This is a genomic window from Rhodococcus sp. NPDC056743 (assembly GCF_042790355.1).
Taxonomy (GTDB): domain Bacteria; phylum Actinomycetota; class Actinomycetes; order Mycobacteriales; family Mycobacteriaceae; genus Rhodococcus_F.
Genome location: NZ_JBHTZI010000011.1, coordinates 228,300 through 246,364 on the forward strand (window position 1 = coordinate 228,300; position 18,065 = coordinate 246,364).

Annotated in this window: 14 protein-coding genes; 5 read left to right on the forward strand and 9 right to left on the reverse strand. The window is 61.0% G+C overall.

All coding sequences use genetic code 11. The features are described 5' to 3' along the window. The 3 genes from ACFRFQ_RS25430 to ACFRFQ_RS25440 form a co-directional block, all read right to left on the reverse strand. A complete protein-coding gene (locus ACFRFQ_RS25430; protein ID WP_378663909.1) occupies positions 1 to 882 on the reverse strand; it encodes a branched-chain amino acid ABC transporter permease in 882 nt (293 codons plus the stop codon). Positions 883 to 975: 93 nt separating this feature from the next. After that, positions 976 to 2,226: an ABC transporter substrate-binding protein gene (locus ACFRFQ_RS25435; protein WP_378663912.1), complete on the reverse strand. Its 1,251-nt coding sequence runs from the start codon at positions 2,224 to 2,226 to the stop codon at positions 976 to 978. A gap of 508 nt (positions 2,227 to 2,734) precedes the next feature. After that, positions 2,735 to 3,982, reverse strand: coding sequence for an ABC transporter substrate-binding protein (locus ACFRFQ_RS25440; protein WP_378663914.1), 1,248 nt, complete (start codon positions 3,980 to 3,982; stop codon positions 2,735 to 2,737). Between the two features lie 908 nt (positions 3,983 to 4,890). On the opposite strand from ACFRFQ_RS25440, the gene ACFRFQ_RS25445 reads away from it, so the two are divergent. The 4 genes from ACFRFQ_RS25445 to ACFRFQ_RS25460 are packed head-to-tail and all read left to right on the forward strand — an operon-like array spanning position 4,891 to position 8,666. Beyond that, complete coding sequence (locus tag ACFRFQ_RS25445) at positions 4,891 to 5,934, forward strand: ABC transporter ATP-binding protein (protein WP_378663917.1); 1,044 nt, start codon at positions 4,891 to 4,893, stop codon at positions 5,932 to 5,934. Then, positions 5,931 to 6,788 (forward strand): ABC transporter ATP-binding protein, encoded by an 858-nt coding sequence (locus ACFRFQ_RS25450; RefSeq protein WP_378663920.1) that lies wholly within the window; start codon positions 5,931 to 5,933, stop codon positions 6,786 to 6,788. The genes ACFRFQ_RS25445 and ACFRFQ_RS25450 overlap by 4 nt, the downstream gene beginning before the upstream one ends. Continuing rightward, a complete protein-coding gene (locus tag ACFRFQ_RS25455; RefSeq protein WP_378663923.1) occupies positions 6,788 to 7,729 on the forward strand; it encodes an ABC transporter permease in 942 nt (313 codons plus the stop codon). Before ACFRFQ_RS25450 ends, ACFRFQ_RS25455 begins: the two co-directional genes overlap by 1 nt. Positions 7,730 to 7,742: 13 nt before the next feature. After that, positions 7,743 to 8,666 carry an ABC transporter permease gene (locus ACFRFQ_RS25460; RefSeq protein ID WP_378663926.1) on the forward strand — a complete coding sequence of 308 codons (924 nt, stop codon included), beginning with the start codon at positions 7,743 to 7,745 and terminating at the stop codon, positions 8,664 to 8,666. A 300-nt stretch (positions 8,667 to 8,966) separates the two neighbouring features. Here ACFRFQ_RS25460 and ACFRFQ_RS25465 read toward each other — a convergent pair whose 3' ends face one another. From ACFRFQ_RS25465 to ACFRFQ_RS25490, 6 genes are all read right to left on the reverse strand, one after another. Further along, positions 8,967 to 10,547 (reverse strand): ABC transporter substrate-binding protein, encoded by a 1,581-nt coding sequence (locus ACFRFQ_RS25465; protein ID WP_378663929.1) that lies wholly within the window; start codon positions 10,545 to 10,547, stop codon positions 8,967 to 8,969. Positions 10,548 to 10,645: 98 nt separating this feature from the next. Next, on the reverse strand, positions 10,646 to 11,776 hold the full coding sequence (locus ACFRFQ_RS25470) for an alpha/beta hydrolase family protein (protein WP_378663932.1): 1,131 nt from the start codon (positions 11,774 to 11,776) through the stop codon (positions 10,646 to 10,648). A gap of 18 nt (positions 11,777 to 11,794) precedes the next feature. After that, positions 11,795 to 12,709, reverse strand: a complete 915-nt coding sequence (locus tag ACFRFQ_RS25475; RefSeq protein ID WP_378663935.1) for a VOC family protein — start codon at positions 12,707 to 12,709, stop codon at positions 11,795 to 11,797. Then, positions 12,706 to 14,256, reverse strand: a complete 1,551-nt coding sequence (locus tag ACFRFQ_RS25480; RefSeq protein ID WP_378663938.1) for a class I adenylate-forming enzyme family protein — start codon at positions 14,254 to 14,256, stop codon at positions 12,706 to 12,708. The genes ACFRFQ_RS25475 and ACFRFQ_RS25480 overlap by 4 nt, the downstream gene beginning before the upstream one ends. Positions 14,257 to 14,274: 18 nt before the next feature. Further along, positions 14,275 to 15,894 carry a hypothetical protein gene (locus ACFRFQ_RS25485; protein WP_378663940.1) on the reverse strand — a complete coding sequence of 540 codons (1,620 nt, stop codon included), beginning with the start codon at positions 15,892 to 15,894 and terminating at the stop codon, positions 14,275 to 14,277. 10 nt (positions 15,895 to 15,904) lie between these two features. Further along, entirely contained in the window at positions 15,905 to 16,720 is an 816-nt protein-coding gene (locus ACFRFQ_RS25490) for an enoyl-CoA hydratase/isomerase family protein (RefSeq protein ID WP_378663943.1), read from the reverse strand. 334 nt (positions 16,721 to 17,054) lie between these two features. Here ACFRFQ_RS25490 and ACFRFQ_RS25495 point away from each other — a divergent pair, with 334 nt between their 5' ends. After that, the gene (locus tag ACFRFQ_RS25495; protein ID WP_378663946.1) at positions 17,055 to 18,059 is read left to right on the forward strand and encodes an LLM class F420-dependent oxidoreductase; all 1,005 of its coding nucleotides are present in this window, start codon (positions 17,055 to 17,057) and stop codon (positions 18,057 to 18,059) included. Positions 18,060 to 18,065 lie beyond the last annotated feature (6 nt).

The following is an 18,065-nucleotide window of genomic DNA, read 5'->3' on the forward strand; positions in this document are numbered from 1 at the left end:
TCAGACCCTTTCAATGCTTTTGCTGCCGAAGAGTCCGTAGGGCCGGACCACCAGCACGGCAAACATGACGATGTAGGGCAGGACCTCGTGCAGTCGGCCGCCCCCGATGTCCGACAGGTAGTAAGACCCCATCACCTGAATCAGGCCGACGATCAGGCCGCCGACGATCGCGCCGACCAGTGAGTCCATTCCACCGATCACGATCGCCGGAATGGCAAGCAGTGCAACGACACCCAAGGACGGCGATACGACCCGAGGAAAGGATGCCAGGAACACACCGGCCACAACGGCGAGGAAGGCCGCGAGACCCCACGAGAGTGCGAACATCCGCCGCACATCGATTCCCTGTGCGAGGGCTGCTTCCTGGTGACTTGCAGTCGCGCGGAGCGCCAGTCCGTACGGTGTCTTCTGGAAAAAATAGGCCAGCCCAGCGAGGACCACCACGGAAGTGCCGATCGTCGCGATACCACTCCACGGCAGCACCACGGAGCCGATATTCACTGTGCCCGAGCCGACGGGACCCGCCGGTCCATGTGTTCCGACACCCCAGATCATCAGGATTGCCTGGTGAAGCATGATCGAGATACCCAGTGTCGCAAGCACAACGGTCGTTACGGATTTGCCGACCATGCGGCGCAAGAAGACTGCCTCGATCAAGACCGCAAGGACCACCATGATGACGGCGGCGATGACGAACGCCAGCCCCCAGGGCATGACGGCCATCAAGGCCAGCACCGAGTAGGCGCCCAGCGCCACAATCTCCCCGTGGGCAAAGTTGAATGTGTGGGAGCCCTTGAACATGATCACGAACCCGAGTCCGATCAAGCCGTAGACCATCCCTAGGGCGATACCCTGGAAGCCGAGCTGTAAGAAGAGCGACATTGCCCCTTCTACTCCTTTAGTCGAACAGTGTGTGGTCCTGATGTGCCGTCGGATTGCCCGCAGCCTTGCGGAGGCGGGCATTCCGGAATCCAGTTAGAAGCCGTTCGCGGCGCCCCAGGCCTTGGCCTGTTCAGACTCCTGGAAGTCTCCGACCGGGACCGTCAGTCCATCAGCCCCGACGCGGTTCATCCGCGTCTGGTAGCTGACGATCGAGTCGCCGTCCTTGAGATTGACGGCGGGCAGGATGCCACCGAAATCGATTTCGAGGTTTTCCATCGCCGCAAGCACACCGTCGCGAGTGAGGTCCTTGTTCTCACAGGCCTTTTCGAGCACTGCCTGGGTTGCCACGGCGCTGAGCCAACCGACAACCTGGAAGTTGCTGGGCTGCTCATTCGGCGCGTACTGCGCCAGCGCCGCCTTCAGGTCGGTGATGCCCTGGACGTTGTCACTCAGCGTGCCGTAACTGGCGGAAACGAAGAAGTTGTCGGTCAGGCCCGCGAGCGGCTTGGCCAGCGCAGCGTTCCAGGCGCCCGAGTAGCCGACCCACTGAGGCTTGTAGCCGAGCTGGGCGGACTGGCCCACGATGCCTGCGGTCTGGGCCATGGTGTTGGCCAGGACCCCAACCTGAGCGCCGGACTGCTTCAACGCGGTGGCCTGCGCCGTGAAGTCGTTATCGGTGGCCGTATATGTCGGGCTGGCGACGATCTCGACGCCGGGGATCTTCCCGGCAGCAAACTTGACCGCACCGGAGTAGACCTCACCGAACTCGTCCGCAGGCGCGACGACAGCGACCTTGAGCGGGTTGGCAGCGCTTGCGCCGGCCTCCTGTGCGGCCCAGACGAGGCCGTTGATCAGCTCCACCTCGAAGGGCGGGGTGTAGATGGAGACCTTGTCGAGCTTGATTGCAGAAGTATTGAGCGAGGACGCGAAGGTGGGCATGTTGTCCTTCACGATGTTGTCCTTGAGAGCCATCATCGCCGGAGTACCGATCAGCTGCGGCATCATCAGCACTTTGTTGTTGATAGCGCGGTACTGCTGCGTTGCCACCTGCGGGTCGTACTTGGTGTCCACCTTGTTCAGAACCAGCTTGCGGCCGCAGACGCCCCCGGCGGCGTTGACCGCGTCCACCTGCACCTGTGTGCCGATCGTGGCCGAGGTAGCTGCTTGGGCGATAGGACCGGAGTAGTCGGAGAGCAACGCCAAATCGATCTCGGTGTCAGTTACGCCGACACCAGTCTTGACGCCGCCGGAGCTCGTGGTGTCTCCATTGCCCGACCCACCGCATGCGGTCAGCGTGAGCATCGCAGCGACCGCGACTGCCGGAACCGTCTTCCTCAACATCATCCAAATGCCTCTTTTTCACTCTGTGACCTGACGCACATCAAATCGGCGCTCCTGTGCATTGAACAGTTCCGCGGCCTTCTAGTCAAGGCCTGTCTATCGATCGCTAAGTTCCAAACACGAGCATTTCTAGCTGCATATATTCTGCAAAGTTTCTCTGTGCAGAAAGAACTTCTGCCAAACATGCAGGTAACCGCAATACGGGCAGGGCTTCAGAAATCAAGCAGGAAAGACATCCAAGTACGTCCCATCTACGAGATTCACTCAGAAAATTCTCCGGTAGAGCGATCACACCGGGAATCCGAGCAAGCAATCCGATGGACGGCGAATCGCATCGTCGGAAACATCGGGATCAAATACGACAAACACCCCCGGAGGTACGCGAAGACCAGGACACGCCGTCCCACATCGAGACGAAGGGACCCCATTTTCAGCCCCGTCATGCACATCCGGAGGTGTCTGCGAAGCGCTGACAGCTCAGATCGGTCGAACGGCCTCCGACCTCCTGCTGTCAGAAACCGTTTGCCTCGCCCCAGGCGCGAGCCTGATCGGTCTCGGCCCAGTCAGTGATCGGGATCAGCAGGCCGTCAGCGTTGATGCTGTTCATCCGACTCTTGTAGCTGACAATCGTGTCACCGGTGCCGAGGTTGACAGCCGGCAGGATGCCACCGAAATCAATATCGAGGTCCTGCACCGCCGCCAGAACACCCTCACGGGTGAGATCCTTGTTCTCACATGCCTTTTCCAACACTGCCACGGTAGCCACACCGCTCAGCCAGCCGGCGACCTGGAAGTTGCTCGGCTTCTCGTCCGGCGCGTACTCCGCCAAGGCGGCATTCATATCCTTGATGCCCTGGACGTCATCGTTCAGAGCGCCGTAGCTGGAGGCGATGAAGTAGTTGTCGATCAGGCCCGCGAGCGGCTTTGCCAGTGCTGCGTTCCAGGATCCCGAGTAACCGACCCACATCGGTTTGAAGCCGAGCTGGGCAGACTGACCGACCAAACCGGGCGTCTGAGCCATGGTGTTGGACAGCATTACGACCTGCGCACCGGAGTTCTTGAGCTCCGTAGCCTGCGCGGTGAAGTCATTGTCCGTGGGGCTGTACGTCGGACTGGAGACAACCTCGACGCCGGGAATCTGCGTCGCGGCAAACTCGACCGCACCAGCGTAGGTCGTTCCGTATTCGTCCGCGGCCGCGACGACGCCGACCTTGAGCGGATTGGCTGCGCTGGCGCCGATCTTCTGAGCTGCCCAGACAAGGCCGTTGATCAACTCCACCTCGAACGGCGGGGTGTAGATGGAGACATCCTCGAGCTTGAGCGACGACGAGTTGAGCGATGCCGAGAAGGTCAGGATGTCGTCCTTCGCGATGCTGTCTTTGATAGCCATCAGCGGGGCCGTACCCATCACCTGCGGAATCATCACAACCTTGTTCGCGATGGCCCGGTACTGCTGGGTGGTGACCTGGGGGTCGAACTTGGTGTCCATCTTGTGCAGAACAATCTGACGCCCGCAGATGCCGCCGGCAGCATTGACCTGGTCCAGCTTGATCTCCAGGCCGATCGAGCCGGAAGTTGCCGCTTGAGCGATCGGACCGGAGTAGTCGGTGAGGATCCCGAGGTTGATCTCGGTGTCGCTGACACCCTTTCCGGTCTTGACCCCATCTGTACTGGCGGAGTCTCCACCGGCCGACCCTCCACAAGCAGTCAACGTGAGCATCGTGGCGATTGCGAGGGCTGGAGCAGCTTTCCTCAACATCTTCAGTACGTCCCTTCGGGTTGTGACCTGACCCACACCGAAACTGTGGTCCTGAGCATTGAACAGGCACACAGGCCGTCAAGTCAAGACCATCTTAGCGATCGCTAAGGCAATTCTTTTAGTCACTCAACCTGGCCTAATGCTGACAAATTTCCCCTTGCAGAGAAGCTCTCTGCCGAACGCCGTGCCCCGGGAGCGCGCAACCGACAAGCCCGATTCGACAGCAACACCTCGCCGGTTCCGGCCATGTCGACGAGAAATATTCGCCGTCATGACATATCGCGAATCGGACTTCACAACCCGAGACACGCACCACCCGCCACCTAACGCCGAAACCGGGATTCACCAAGCTCCAGACAATTCAGATTGTACACAATCTATCGCAAATTTTGACCATAGAGCGTCAAACTAGCGATTTCTGCATACAAAGACTGTCGTATCCCTACGTAAGCAGAAGCGAAACCGAGAACTATGACCGGTCAGTCGATACAGAAGTCGACACCGGTCGAATTCGACAGCGGCAACTCCGGACAGAATTCCGCCGCATCTGACGCGCCACTGGACACCGCACCACGAATCTTTTTGCGACACAGCAAGAGCAGTAAACTTCCCTGGTCGAGGTCAGCGGAAGTCTCACGGCCGCAGCTCAATTGACACCAAACATGTTCAGCCACTCCGATCGTGAAGGATTTCGCTCGCTCAGCGAGCGAAATCCTTCACGATCAACGGACCCGCTTCAAGTCCTTTCGCTATTGACGTTCGACACCGCACCTGACTACTTTGATGTACGTATGCGAAATATCTCGCACTGCTACGCATTTCGATTCCCAGGTCCACAGCAAACCCATCGAGGCGGCAGGCCCGTGGTGGCCAATGGATACAAACCCACAGAGTTCGGGAGTTGTTGCATGAGTATCGATATCGATAAGAACGGGATATCCGCGCACACCGAAACAGAACCGGTGTTGCATATAGAAGGCTTGTCGGTAGATTTCATCACCGACCATGGATGGACCCGCGTCGTCGACGAAATCGATCTGTCCACACCGGCGGGCTCGATTGTCGGCGTCGTCGGAGAATCCGGGTCCGGCAAAACAGTGACTTCGCTTGCGGCAATGGGCTTGTTGCCGGCAGCGACGTCGCGAGTAACCGGGTCGATCCGGGTAGCCGGACGAGAACTCGTCGGTCTGACCGACCGCGAACTGGCTGACGTCCGCGGCACGGAGGTGTCGATGATCTTCCAGGAACCCCGGCGCAGCCTGGATCCCGCCTTCTCAGTCGGATCCCAGATCGCGGAGGTGGTGCGCCGGCACGATCGGGTGGGACGGAAAGCTGCCTGGGCGCGCGCGGTGGAAATGCTCGATGCGGTGGGAATCGACAACGCGGCGATACGCGCCCGTGCCTACCCACACGAGTTCTCCGGAGGAATGTGCCAGCGTGTGATGCTCGCGATCGCCATGGTGTGCAAACCCAAGCTACTGATCGCCGACGAGCCGACCACCGCGTTGGACGTAACTGTGCAATCGCAGATGCTCGACTTGATGCGAGAAGTGCAGCAGCAGTTCGACGTTTCCATTCTGTTCATCACCCATGACCTCGGCGTCGTCGCACAAATGTGTGACTCCGTCAACGTCATGTACGCGGGCCAGGTAATCGAGTCCGCGTCGGTTCGGGACCTGTTCCTTTCCCCGCAGCATCCCTACACCCAAGGGTTGCTCGACGCGATTCCCGACCACCGCGACCGATCGGCCCCGCTGAAGGCGATTCCGGGAGCAGTACCGGCGCCGTGGGACTGGTCGCAGTCGTGCCGGTTTGCGCCCAGGTGCCCTCACACCAGGCCGGAATGCGAATCCGGAACAATTCCGCTTGCGTCGAACGCGTCGAGCGAATCGGTTCGTGCAGTGCGGTGCGTGCGCGCGAATGATCTGTTGCTGGAAGGAATCACAGGATGAACCCGCTACTCGAAGTGTCAGATTTGGTGAAAACCTATCCGTCGAAGCGCACTATGCTCGGACGCGTACGAGAACGCACCACGGTGACCGATCATGTCTCGTTCACCGTCGAGCGCGGTGAAACTCTGGGAATCGTCGGAGAATCCGGCGCCGGCAAATCCACCGTCGGTCGACTTGCACTGCGATTGATCGAGCCGGACTCAGGTTTCGTGAAGTTCGACGGCCAGGACGTACTCGGACTGTCGAAGACGGAGCTGCGAACGTTCCGTCAACGGGCACAGATGATCTTCCAAGATCCCTTCTCGTCCCTCGATCCGCACATGACGATCCGCGCTGCAGTGGGAGAGCCGCTCACGATCCACCGTGGTTTGAAGGGAGCGGATCGCGATGCCGCTGTCGTTGCGCTGTTGACGCGGGTCGGACTTCGGGCCGACCAGCTCGACAAGTATCCACGCGAGTTCTCCGGCGGCCAGCTGCAACGCATCGCCATTGCACGTGCGCTGTCCACAGAGCCGGATTTCATCGTCTGCGACGAGCCGGTGGCCGCACTGGACGTATCGATTCAGGCTCAGGTCCTCAACCTGCTCATCGACCTGCAACGTGAGCGAGGGTTAGCGTATGTGTTTGTCTCGCATGACCTGTCGCTGGTCAGGTTTTTGGCGCACCGGGTCGCGGTGATGCTCAAGGGCGTCATCGTCGAGACCGGCCCCACTGAGCAGGTCTTCACCGATCCTCAGCACCCGTATACCAAGACGTTGTTGCAAGCGATCCCAGATCCGCGGGCGCAGTTTCTCGATCTACGAACCGACGCCGTTGCGGGCCCAGCAATTTCCGGCACTGTGAAGGAGTTGTGATGCTGAACCTGATCGTCAAGCGAATCGCGTCGGCTGTCCCGATGCTGTTGCTCGTCAGCTTCTTCGTCTACGCGATGGTCGATCTCGTGCCAGGCGACGCTGCGGCCGTGCTGGCCGGTGACAATGCCAGCCCCGAACAGATCGAACAGACTCGGCAGGCACTCGGCCTGGATCAACCGTTGATCATGCGGTATCTCGAATGGCTCGGTGGAGCGTTGACCGGAGATCTGGGAACCTCCCTGTACAGCACTCAGAGCGTCGTACACATTCTCGGGGAACGCCTTCCGGTCACACTCTCGCTGACACTCGTCACCATGCTGATCGTGGTAGCTGTCGGGCTTCCCGCGGGAATTTTCGCTGCGGTGCATCCGAACTCGTGGCTGGACCGGACTCTGACAGTGCTCTCGAGTGTCGCAATGGCGGTACCGCCGTTCATCGTCGCGCTGGCGTTGGTGATCCCCCTGGCAATCCTCAGCCCGATTTTCCCTGCCACCGGATATGCGCCGTTGGCTGACGGAGCCGGTGTGTGGCTGCAGCATCTGATCCTTCCGGCCATCGCGATTGCGGCCATCTCGGCCGCCGAACTTGCCCGGCAGACCCGTGCCTCACTCATCGACGTATTGGGCAAGGACTACATTCGTACCACTCGCGCAAAAGGGTTGCTGCGGAGCACCATCATCGGAAAACACGGCCTCAAGAACGCTGGTATTCCGATTATCACGGTTCTGGGACTGCAGGTCTCACGCGTACTGGCCGGAGCGGTGACGGTGGAGTTCGTCTTCGCCCTTCCCGGGCTGGGAACCCTCGCCGTGAGCTCCGTGTTCTCTCGCGATGTCCCGGTGATCCTCGGGATCGTCATGCTCTGCGCGGTGCTCATCGTGCTGATCAACGTGCTCGTCGATGCCACCTACGGCTACCTCAATCCCCGCGTCCGCGTCTGAAAGGCCGATCATCATGCACGACAAGACCGTTGCCGATGTGACACGTCCACCGAATCCCTTTGTTCACTTCTGGACCACCAGTCGTCCGCTTCGTTTGCTCCGAGGCAATCGACTCGCGATGGTCTCGTTGGGGTTCCTCGTCTTCGTCATCCTGCTGGCCGCTTTCGGTGGCGTGCTCGCGCCCTACGATCCTAATGCGCAGGACCTGTCGAACAGCTTCGCCCCTGCGAGTGGATCCCACCTGCTGGGTACCGACATCTACGGCCGCGACATGCTCAGCCGACTCTTGGATGCAGCGTCGGTCACGTTAGCCGCGATCGTTCAAGCCGTCGGTGTCGCCGCGGTATTGGGGATCCCGTTCGGATTGCTCGCCGGACTCGTCGGAGGCGCAGTCAGCACAGTGCTGTCTCGGATTTCCGATGCTCTGCAGTCGTTGCCGCCCCTGATCCTGGCCATCGCGATCGTCGGCATCCTGGGACCGGGCCTGACAAACGCGATGCTTGCGATCGGTATTGTTCTGGCCCCCTCGCTGTTCCGCCTCGCTCGCGGCGCCGCCGAGTCAGTCGCTACCGAAACCTATATCGAAGCGTGCCGAGCACTGGGTTGCTCCCAGTGGCGCCTACTGTGGCGTCACGTACTTCCCAACGCCGCGTCCCCAATTCTGGTGCAGCTCACATTCTCCGCAGGAGTCGCCATTGTCGCCGAGGCATCATTGAGCTTCCTCGGACTCGGTGTTCAGTCGCCGCAGACATCCTGGGGCAGCATGCTGCGAGACGCGTTCGACAACGTCTACACAGCACCAACCGCATTGATCGCCCCCGCGATCATGATCGTCGCAACCGTTCTGGCATTCTCGACGTTCGGCGACGGCCTTCGTGACGCCTTGGAAGGCACCGGCACCACTCGAAAGATCAGGCTGCTCAGCCGCAGCAAGTAGATTGAGAAGCAACGCTTCCGGGGTCCGATCGATGACGAGCTCGTCGTCGATTGGACCCCACATTTGTACCCTTGACCGATCGTCACGCGCCATCACCATCACCGAGACGGATCATGAGTCCGTCCGCTCACACCCCGTCCAGCACAGCGGCACGCACTGTTCCGCAAGGTATTCCGCCATCCTGAGCATGAGCAGACGGATAATGTTGATCCGCGCACAGGAAATGCCGCAGCGAACAGAACGTCAAATCAGTTCTGTTCGCTGCGGCAAGTGAGCTAGTAGGTTACCTAGTGGCCCGGTCTACTTCGCGATACCGACATGACGCAGATCCGGGATGCCCTGGATATGGGACATTGCCATATCGGTTGCTCCGATAACCTTGTCGGAGAATGCGAACTGCGTCGGTGTAGCGCAGATGAAGACGTTCATCGCCTGCTCGGTCGCGATCGACGTTACGTCCTCGAGAGCTCGAGCTTGCTGATCCGCTGTGAGGGACGGGTCGAAAGCACGGTCAAGAGTTTCGTCGAAACCGGCCGGGCGCGGCCCGGGGAACAGCGCCGGCGAACGGTACCAGTACTGGAACGACTGCAGCGAACTCGGCCGCGGCACTCGGCCGTTGAGAACCGCGTCGTAGGCGTCGCCTTGGGTGAATCGTGTATTCATTTCTGCCTGATCAACCTCTTGGTAGTTGACCTTGATCCCGATGGCCTCGAACTGCGAGCGAACGGCAGTCGCGATTTCGACCACCGGTGACACTCGGGCAGGAGCCATCATGTCGATCTCGAGGTTGGTGACGCCTGCCGTTTCCAGGATCTGGCGGGCACGCTCAGGATCGAAGTCGTACCGGATCGGCGGTTCCGCGAGGAAGCCGACCTGCCCTGGCGTCGCGGCCTGCGGGTTGGGCATGCACTGACCGTGCAGGATAGATTTGTTGATCCCGTCCCGATCGATCGCGAAGTTCATCGCCTGACGAACCTCCGGACGAGCCATATTGGCGGAGTTGGTGTTTACATTGACGACGTAAGCGGTTGACGGCGGGTATGAGTAGAACCCGAATCCACGACCGAGATTCGATGCCTGGGTGTAGTCGCCGGGCATTGCGTACGCGAGGTCGATCTGGCCTGAACGTAGCGCGTTCATGCGTGCGTTGCCGTCCGCAAATCCCGTGATGGTAATCCGTTCCGGGAGTTGCGCTGACGGGTCCCAGTATCCGTCCCGACGCACATACGACACCGAGTCGCCGACGCGCAGAGTGTCCAGGACGTACGGGCCGGACCCGACGGGACGCACGTCGAGATCAGGGTTGCCGACAGCCTTCGGACTGATGAGCATTCCCTCGACGCCCGACAGTACGTACGGGAGATCCGAAGCCGGGCGATTCGTTCGTATTGTCACCGTCGACGCGTCCGGAGTTTCGATGTCCGACACCATCGAGAAATAGCTGGCGACAGTCGATCCCGGCAAACTTCTCGCGCGTTCCAACGATGCCTTCACCGCCGCAGAATCGAGGACCGTACCGTCGGAGAAAGTGACGTCGTCACGAAGCTTGAAAGTCAGGGATCGTCCGTCCGGCCCGAATTCCCATCCCGTGGCAATCATCGGGGCGAGCTCGGACCCGTTCTCCCCGTTCACGATTTGGGTGAGGCGATCGTAGAGTGGCGTCAGGTAAGGAAATGCTGCGACGGTCGAGGGGACCGTATACGGATCGACCGGGCGGGGAGGAAGGAAGTACCCCACCCGCAGATGACCGGAAGGGTTCGCGGCAGAAGCATCGAGGGTGGCGAGTTCACCGTTGGATGCGACACTTTGACCACCACATCCGGTTACCGCCAGTGCCAATACCACCGCGGCACCGCATATCTTGACGCCTGGAAATCTCATAGATCGGTTCCTCTCACAGAAGTGATGTCGACGCCGGTACCCAGGGAACCGGGTACCGGTAGGGAATTGCTCTACAGATGCACTACGAGCACTCAGGGCTATAGCTGGAAGCGCTTTTCGATCCATTCGGCAATCACGTCAGCGACGTCCGAGCGGGTATCGGTGGGCTTGTCGAAGTAGTGATCACCGGGCATCTCGACGGCAGATTTGTCGATCGACGCGAGTCCATCGAAGAGTGCCGCTGCGTCGCTCGGGAACACTCCGGTATCGGCTGAGCCGTTGATGACAAAACTCGGCACCGAGATGTTCGCCAAGTGCGGGCCGGCGTTGCACTGCGAGGTTTCCTGACTCCACATCGAGAGCCAGGTGCGCAGCGTGCACGAGGTCACCAGGCCCCACGTCGAGCCGTTCGACTGCTTGGGCTCACCGTGGTAGCACCAGTCCGGCCTACGCTCGTTGCCGTCGATGGTCGGATCGACAAACCGTGGATCCGCCCACGTCCGCGGAACTGTGAAAACTCGATCGCGCTGGCCGGCAGCCGCGACGCGTCGCAGTTCCGACTTGACCCACGCGGTGATCCGCGCATTGCGGTCGCGCTGCGCAGCGCGATAGCGAGTAAGGAATTCGGCAGTGAAAGGCCGCTCCAACTCCGGATTCCACAGATCCAGTTCAGGATCGATGAGTGTGGGGTCGTTCTCGTCGATGACTGCGGGGTCGAGTTGACTGGTCAACACGTCGGGGCGCCCCTGGTGTGCCGCCAGCGCGATGAACGCGTCACCCGCGACGAGGTCGTCGAGTCCGTCAGCGGGTCGCATCCCTGTCAGCGCAACAACATTCGGCGTAGTTGCATGAGACTGGTATGCCGCCATCAGTGAGCATCCCCCGGAGTTTCCCAGGATGATCACCGTCTCGACGCCCATCTCCTCACGGAGCCACCGCACTCCGACTCCGATATCGACCAGCGCCCGATCGAGAAGGAAGTGCAGCGGATCGTTGCGGAATCGGGTATTCCAGCCCAAGAATCCGTATCCACGTGCCGCCAGATGTTCTGCAATGTAGTGCTGGGAGAAGTCGACGTTGTAGTGGGTTGCAATCACGGCAACCTTCGGCCGCGCTCCCCGGGGGCGGTGGTAGACGCCCTGGCAAGGCCATCCACCGGCGCCCGCCCGGGACTGCCCCGGCGCGGCCAGACCAACGAACGTGGTCTCGATCTCGGATAGCTGCGTCACGAGTTTCTCATGCCTCCATCAGGAATGCGGCTCTGCCAAACGGGAGAGCCTGGTCAGGAATTGAATGAATGTGCCTGGCGATTCGGCTGGGTGTACCCAGAGTTGACGGCACGGCCCCCAAGGAGACTGCATAGGTGAATCAGTAGGCGGACCAAGGGTTTTGACCCCGGCAGTGGCGAACCGCTCCGCCAGCAGATCGACGTCGTCGACCTCGAATGTGGTCATGTAGTGGCCGGACCGACCCGAATCGAGGGCACGCTGCAGTGCTGCACCTTGAGGCCGCGTCGTATCGGTCGGGACACTGATTTCGATGTTGGTGTCACCGGCCAGCTCGAACACCGTCGCCGAAAGTCCCCATTCCGGAACGTCGTACGGCGGGTTCGCGATCGCGCAGAGCCCGGTCAACGTCGCAACAATCGGATCGAAATCGGAGGCAACGAGCACCTGGGTGAACGGCCTGGTAGTGGGCGTCGTCTTCTCGAATTTCCTTGGACCGTCGTGAAGTTGGAGGAGTTGAGTGAACGCACCCCCCATCGCCGCCGGTTTCAACCACAACATCTCGGCACGCTCCCCCACCGATTCGGGGGCGAGCTGCGGCGGGCCCAGGACATTGATCCTGGCTTCTCGAACGCGATCGTAGGCGGCTCCGATATCGTCCACGTCATAGCATGACAAATAGGTACGTGCACCGAAGCGTTCGACGAATGCGGCGATCGCGGCTCCGTTGCGTTTGCTGCTGTCCACCCCACTGATCAGCTCGAGATAGCTCCCGTCGTCAAAGCCGAATGTCGCTACCTTCGCACCCCATTCGGTGCGATACGAGAGATCGGACAGTACAAAGCCCAGGCGCGAATACTGCTTGACCGCCGAGGTGAGGTCGGGAACGGCGATCGCCACCCCGACATACCGCCCAATGATCGAGCTGGCCGTCATACCGTGGTCCGGGGTTGGTCTGCCGTGAGGCCGAGCAGCTGCAGAGCCCGCTGACGAACCTCGTTCTTGTGTACTTTGTTGGACATTCCACGAGGGAGCGGATCATCCTGGAACAGGACGTATCTGGGCGCCTTGTAGCGCGCCAATCGCTGACGGCAGTACTCGATCAGGTCGTCGGCCGTCGGACCCCCTTCGGCGCGTCGTGCGATCAACGCCGGCACCTCTCCCCACTTCTCGTCGGGGGCCGCGATCACCACCAATTCGAGGATTCCGGGATAGCCAGCGAGCACTCGTTCGATCTCTGCGGGGTAGATGTTGACGCCCCCCGAGATCAGCATGTCCTTGGCACGATCAACGACGTAGAAGTACCCGTCTTCGTCCTGCCTCACGAGGTCGCCGGTGCGCAGCCAACCGTCGACAAACGCATCTTTCGTCGCCGCAGGATCGTCCCAGTAACGTTCCATGACTTGAGGCCCGCGCAGCAGCAGCTCGCCGACCTCGCCCACCGGCACGTCCTCACCGAACCCGTCCACCACCCGTGTCGTCGTCTGCGGCGTCGGGATACCGGTGGAACCCAACTTCGCTTCCGCCATCGCACCAGGCAGAGCCAGACTCAATCCTCCGCATTCGGTCAGACCGTAGCCCTGGCACACGTGTAGACCTCGACGCCCGAATGCCTGCAGCATCGCAACAGAGATTGCCTGACCACCGGTACCGAGCGTCCGCAAGCTGGACAGATCAACCGTCTCGAAAGTTGTTGCCTGCGTGATTGATTCCAGGATCGATCCGACAGCGATGAACGTGGTGATACCGCGCTCCGCAAAGACCTCGAGCGTCCGGCCCGGATCGAACTCGGCGTCGAGAACAGTCTGACCACCCACCGAGTACAGGGGCATCCACATCCCGATCAATCCGCCGGTGAACGCGAGCGCGTAGGGGAAGTAAGTGCTGTCCGTCCAGTTCCAGGCATCGATCGCGATCCGCTCGGAGCAGGCCGCGAGTACATTTCGGTGACTGAGAACCGCACCCTTGGGCGCACCGGTCGTTCCCGACGTGTAGCAGATGAATGCTGGGTGCTCGCCCGCGAAGTGCGCCCGTGGATCCTCGGGCACCGATTCCGTGACAAGTTCCTCGAACAAGACCTCGTCGGCTCGGGCCGAGGTTGTCACGACCCGCCGAAGCCGATCGACCGATTGTTCACCGCACCCGAGGAGTGCGTCGAGCATCGCGCGGTCTGCAACGATCACCGTCGTACCGCTGCGTTCGATGATTTCGGCCAGCTCCGCCGGAGCGAGTCGGTAGTTCAGTGGCACAAACGTCGCGCCAATCTTGAAGCACGCCAATACCGTTTCGCAGAACTCTATGCAGTTGGGTACCAGCGTCGCGACTCGATCGCCGAGCCCCACCCCGAGGCCGCGCAGTCCTTGCGCGAGCCTCGAGGTGCGATCGTCCAGTTCTGCCCACGTGAATTCGTGATCGCCTAGTGCAATCGCCATGCGATCCGGGTCTCGTTGCGCCCAGTACCTCAGTGGTCCAGCAAGATTCATGTGTTCTCCTGAAGGAATTCAGTTGCGGACGAGGCGGCGAATGCTCCCGTCACCGTCGCATCCGACGATGATCGACCCGTCCTTGTCGATGGTTACCGACGAACGGCGACCGTCATCGGCCTGTAGTCGGGGCAGCCCGAGTGGGAGATCCACTGCCACTGCCCCGCGTCGCTCACCGTCGCGGCTCACGCAGACGATCTGCCGCTCACCCTGGTCGGCGACAACGACATAGTCTTCGGTGAGCGCCACACCCTGCGGTCGCTTGAATCCGTTCAGCATGCGTGGTTCTCCCTCACCGAGAACGAGCACCGATCCTGCAGTCTCGTCGCTGACGACGATTGCGCTACCGTCTCCGGAAATCCCGGTGATCGTCGCGAGACCCGACGGCTTTCGGGATGTGACGGTGCCGTCCAGTTCCAGGACCACGACATCGCCGTGTCGCATCCCGACCAACAACCGACCGTCGCCGACACCGATGGCATTGACCCCGTCTGAATCCTGGCCGAAGTACTCGGAGTTGGCCCCGTCGAGCGAACCGTAGATCTTGACCCAGTCCCCCGAGTCGTCTCGACGGAACACTTCGCCGGCCTGGGTCAGCGCCACCAGGACGCCCCCGACCTCGGCGATACCGACGGCAACAAACGGCTGGTCGAGAAGCAGTCGACTGAGCCGCGCGAGGTTGCCTTCACGGTCGACACGGCACACGCTCCCGTGATCCGCTGCTACGAAACCTTCGGTAGCGCTGGCAATCTGGTACGGACCCAGAAATGAACCTGCTGAAAGAACCTTGTCGAGTTCACCGGTCTCCATCGAGTACCGCGCCACACTCGCCTCCACAAAATTGGAGACGTAGATGTATCCGCGCTCATCGATGTCGAAATTGTCGACGCCGGGCTCGAGACTGACCAGTCGCGTCCACTCACCGGTGCTCAGATCAACTGCCGTGACCTCACCGATACTCGCCTGAGCGACAACCAGACGCCCGTCGGGTGCAAACTTGACCGCTGTCGGATGCGCGAGACCGTCGACCACTGTCTCGATAGCGCCGGATTCCGGATCCACCGCGAGCACCGTGCCCGCAAATACCTGCGGCATGTACAGTCGCCGGTCCGGCCCCATCTCCAAGGCATTGAGCCAATCCAGGTTCTCGGCAATAACGCGAACCTTGTTTCGCTCATGCTTGTCGATTTCGAGGACACGGCCGCCCTCGCGCATCTCGTCGACGTACAGCTTGTCGGTCACGGGATCGACGGTGATCCCGTTCACCGCGGGACATTCGTCGACCAGCACGAAGTACGTACCGTCTGCGCGCAGACCGGTAATTCGCCCGTTCATCGTTTCGGCGGCGTACACGATCCCTTCGGAATCGAAGGCGATGTCGTCGGGCCCGCGGAGCTCAGACCCCATCGGCGAGGCATTCGAGAGGACGTCATTGTCCGCATCCCACGCTGAAAGATGTTCTCCGACAAGCTCTGAGATCCACAGCCTGCCGTCCGCATGAAGTCGCACACCGTTCGCGCCGAACAGTCGGGAAGGCTCCCGGACGGTCTCCAACGTCCACCCTGACGCCGCACTCGGCGAAGTGTCCAGGTAGATGTCGAATCGAGAGACTGTGGCGTTGCTCGAATTTTCACTCATCCGACATCCCCTAGACCACGACGGGAGCGTCGGAGAAGACGGCTTTGCGCTTCTGGCGGAAGGCAAGTTCTCCCTCGGCCAGGTCCTTGCTCAGAACGCAGACCACCTGGGTGCGGTCCTCCATCGCCAATGCGGCCTCGAGACTACCGATTTCCTGAGAGGCATTAAGTGCCTCTTTCGACATCCGCAGGGCCAAAGGCGCCTTGGCGGCAAGGATCTCAGCGATTTCTACAGCCTCGTCTACGACGTTGCCGGTGCATACTCGGCTGACGAAGCCGATGCGCTCAGCCTCGTCGGACTGCACCCGCCGGCCGGTCATCAGGATCTCCGTTGCCCGGCCGCCGATGATCCGTGGGAGCAGATAGCTGGCACCCATTTCCGAAACCGACTGGCCGATATTGATCTGCGCTGCAGAGAAGTACGCTTCCGGCGCAGCCAACCGGATGTCACTTGCCATCGCGATCGAGAAGCCGCCGCCGACGGCCGGCCCGTTGACCGCCGCGATTACCGGCTGGGGAATCCGGCGCAGCTTGGCGATAACGCCGGAGTACCACGACTGAACGGCCGTCCAGTGCCGATTCGGGTCACCTTCGACGCCCGTCGGGAAAACCTCACCCGACAAGTCGGCACCCGAGCAGAAAGCCCGGCCCGAGCCGGTGAGCACGACGACCTTGACGTCGTCGGCACGCACCAGTGCGTCGAGCTCCTTGGTGAGTTCGATGATCAGGTCGGGATTGAGCGCGTTCAGTCGGCTGGGACGATTGAACGTGATCTGCTGAACTCCCGGAGCAGGCCTGGAAACGACAATTGGGCTATCAGCGGCCATGATAAGGACTCCAATCAGACGGCAACCGAGCCCTCGAAACCGTTGTTCGGCTGCGACTCGTCACCTAGGGGGAATTGGGATGGCGATCGCATGGCCAACCGGTTTCGGTTGGCGCACACTACGATCGGCGCGATCAAAACACCTCGAAGTGCGATCGGCGCCGTCTGAGCATCCCACGAGATTGAACACGACACAAGTGATTGCAGAAACTCAATCTGCACACCAGAATCTGATACGGTTCGTGATACACCACACATCAGCGGGGCAAGTGTGATGTGCCCACACCCATCGGCGGCACATCATCCCTGCCCGCATCCGTTTTTTGGAGGACGTCATGAAACTGGGCCTGAACCTCGGATACTGGGGCTCCGGAAGAGATGACTGCCTGGATCTCGTGCAACTTGCAGAAGACGTCGGATTCGATTGCGTATGGTCCGGCGAGGCCTACGGATCGGACGGTGTCACACCCCTCGCCTGGCTGGCAGGCCACACGTCCCGAATCGGCCTCGGCACAGCAGTTCTCGGAATGGCCGGACGCTCCCCCGCACTCACCGCGCAGACCGCCGCCACTATGGACCATCTCTCCAACGGCCGATTCCGACTCGGTCTCGGCATGTCCGGACCGCAGGTCGTCGAAGGCTGGCATGGCATTCCCTACGGCAAGCCGTTGAAGCGAACCCGCGAGTACGTCGACGTAGTCCGCCAGGTACTCCGCCGCGAAGCGCCCCTCGAGCACCACGGCACGTACTACGACGTCCCCTACACGGGAAGCGACGGCACCGGTCTGGGCAAGCCGTTGAAGATGATTCTGCATCCCCACCGCGAGAACCTCCCGATCTATCTCGCAGCGATCGGGCCGCGCAACATCGAACTGGCCTGCGACATTGCCGACGGATGGTTCCCCGTATTCTTCTCGCCGCGCCGGTACGACGCCATCCTTCCCTCCGGGTTCACTCCTCGACCCGACTTCGACCTGTGCCCGATCCTCGATGTTGTCGTGGGGGACAACGCCGCCGAGTGCCGCGCCCAGGTCAAGCCGAGCATTGCGCTCTACGTCGGTGGAATGGGCGCTCGCGGAAAGAACTTCTACAACGACGTCGCCTGCCGGTACGGCTACGCGGATGCCGCAGAGAAGATTCAAGATCTGTATCTGGCCGGGCGCAAGGAAGAAGCGATCGCCGCGGTACCGGACGATCTCGTCGACGAAATCGCGCTGTGCGGCCCGCCTGAGCGAATCAAGGAACTGATCGAACCCTGGACATCGGCGCCGATTACGTCCATGTCACTCATGACCCGACAGCCCGAGGCGGTTCGCCTCATGGCTGACCTTCTCACCTAGGAGGAT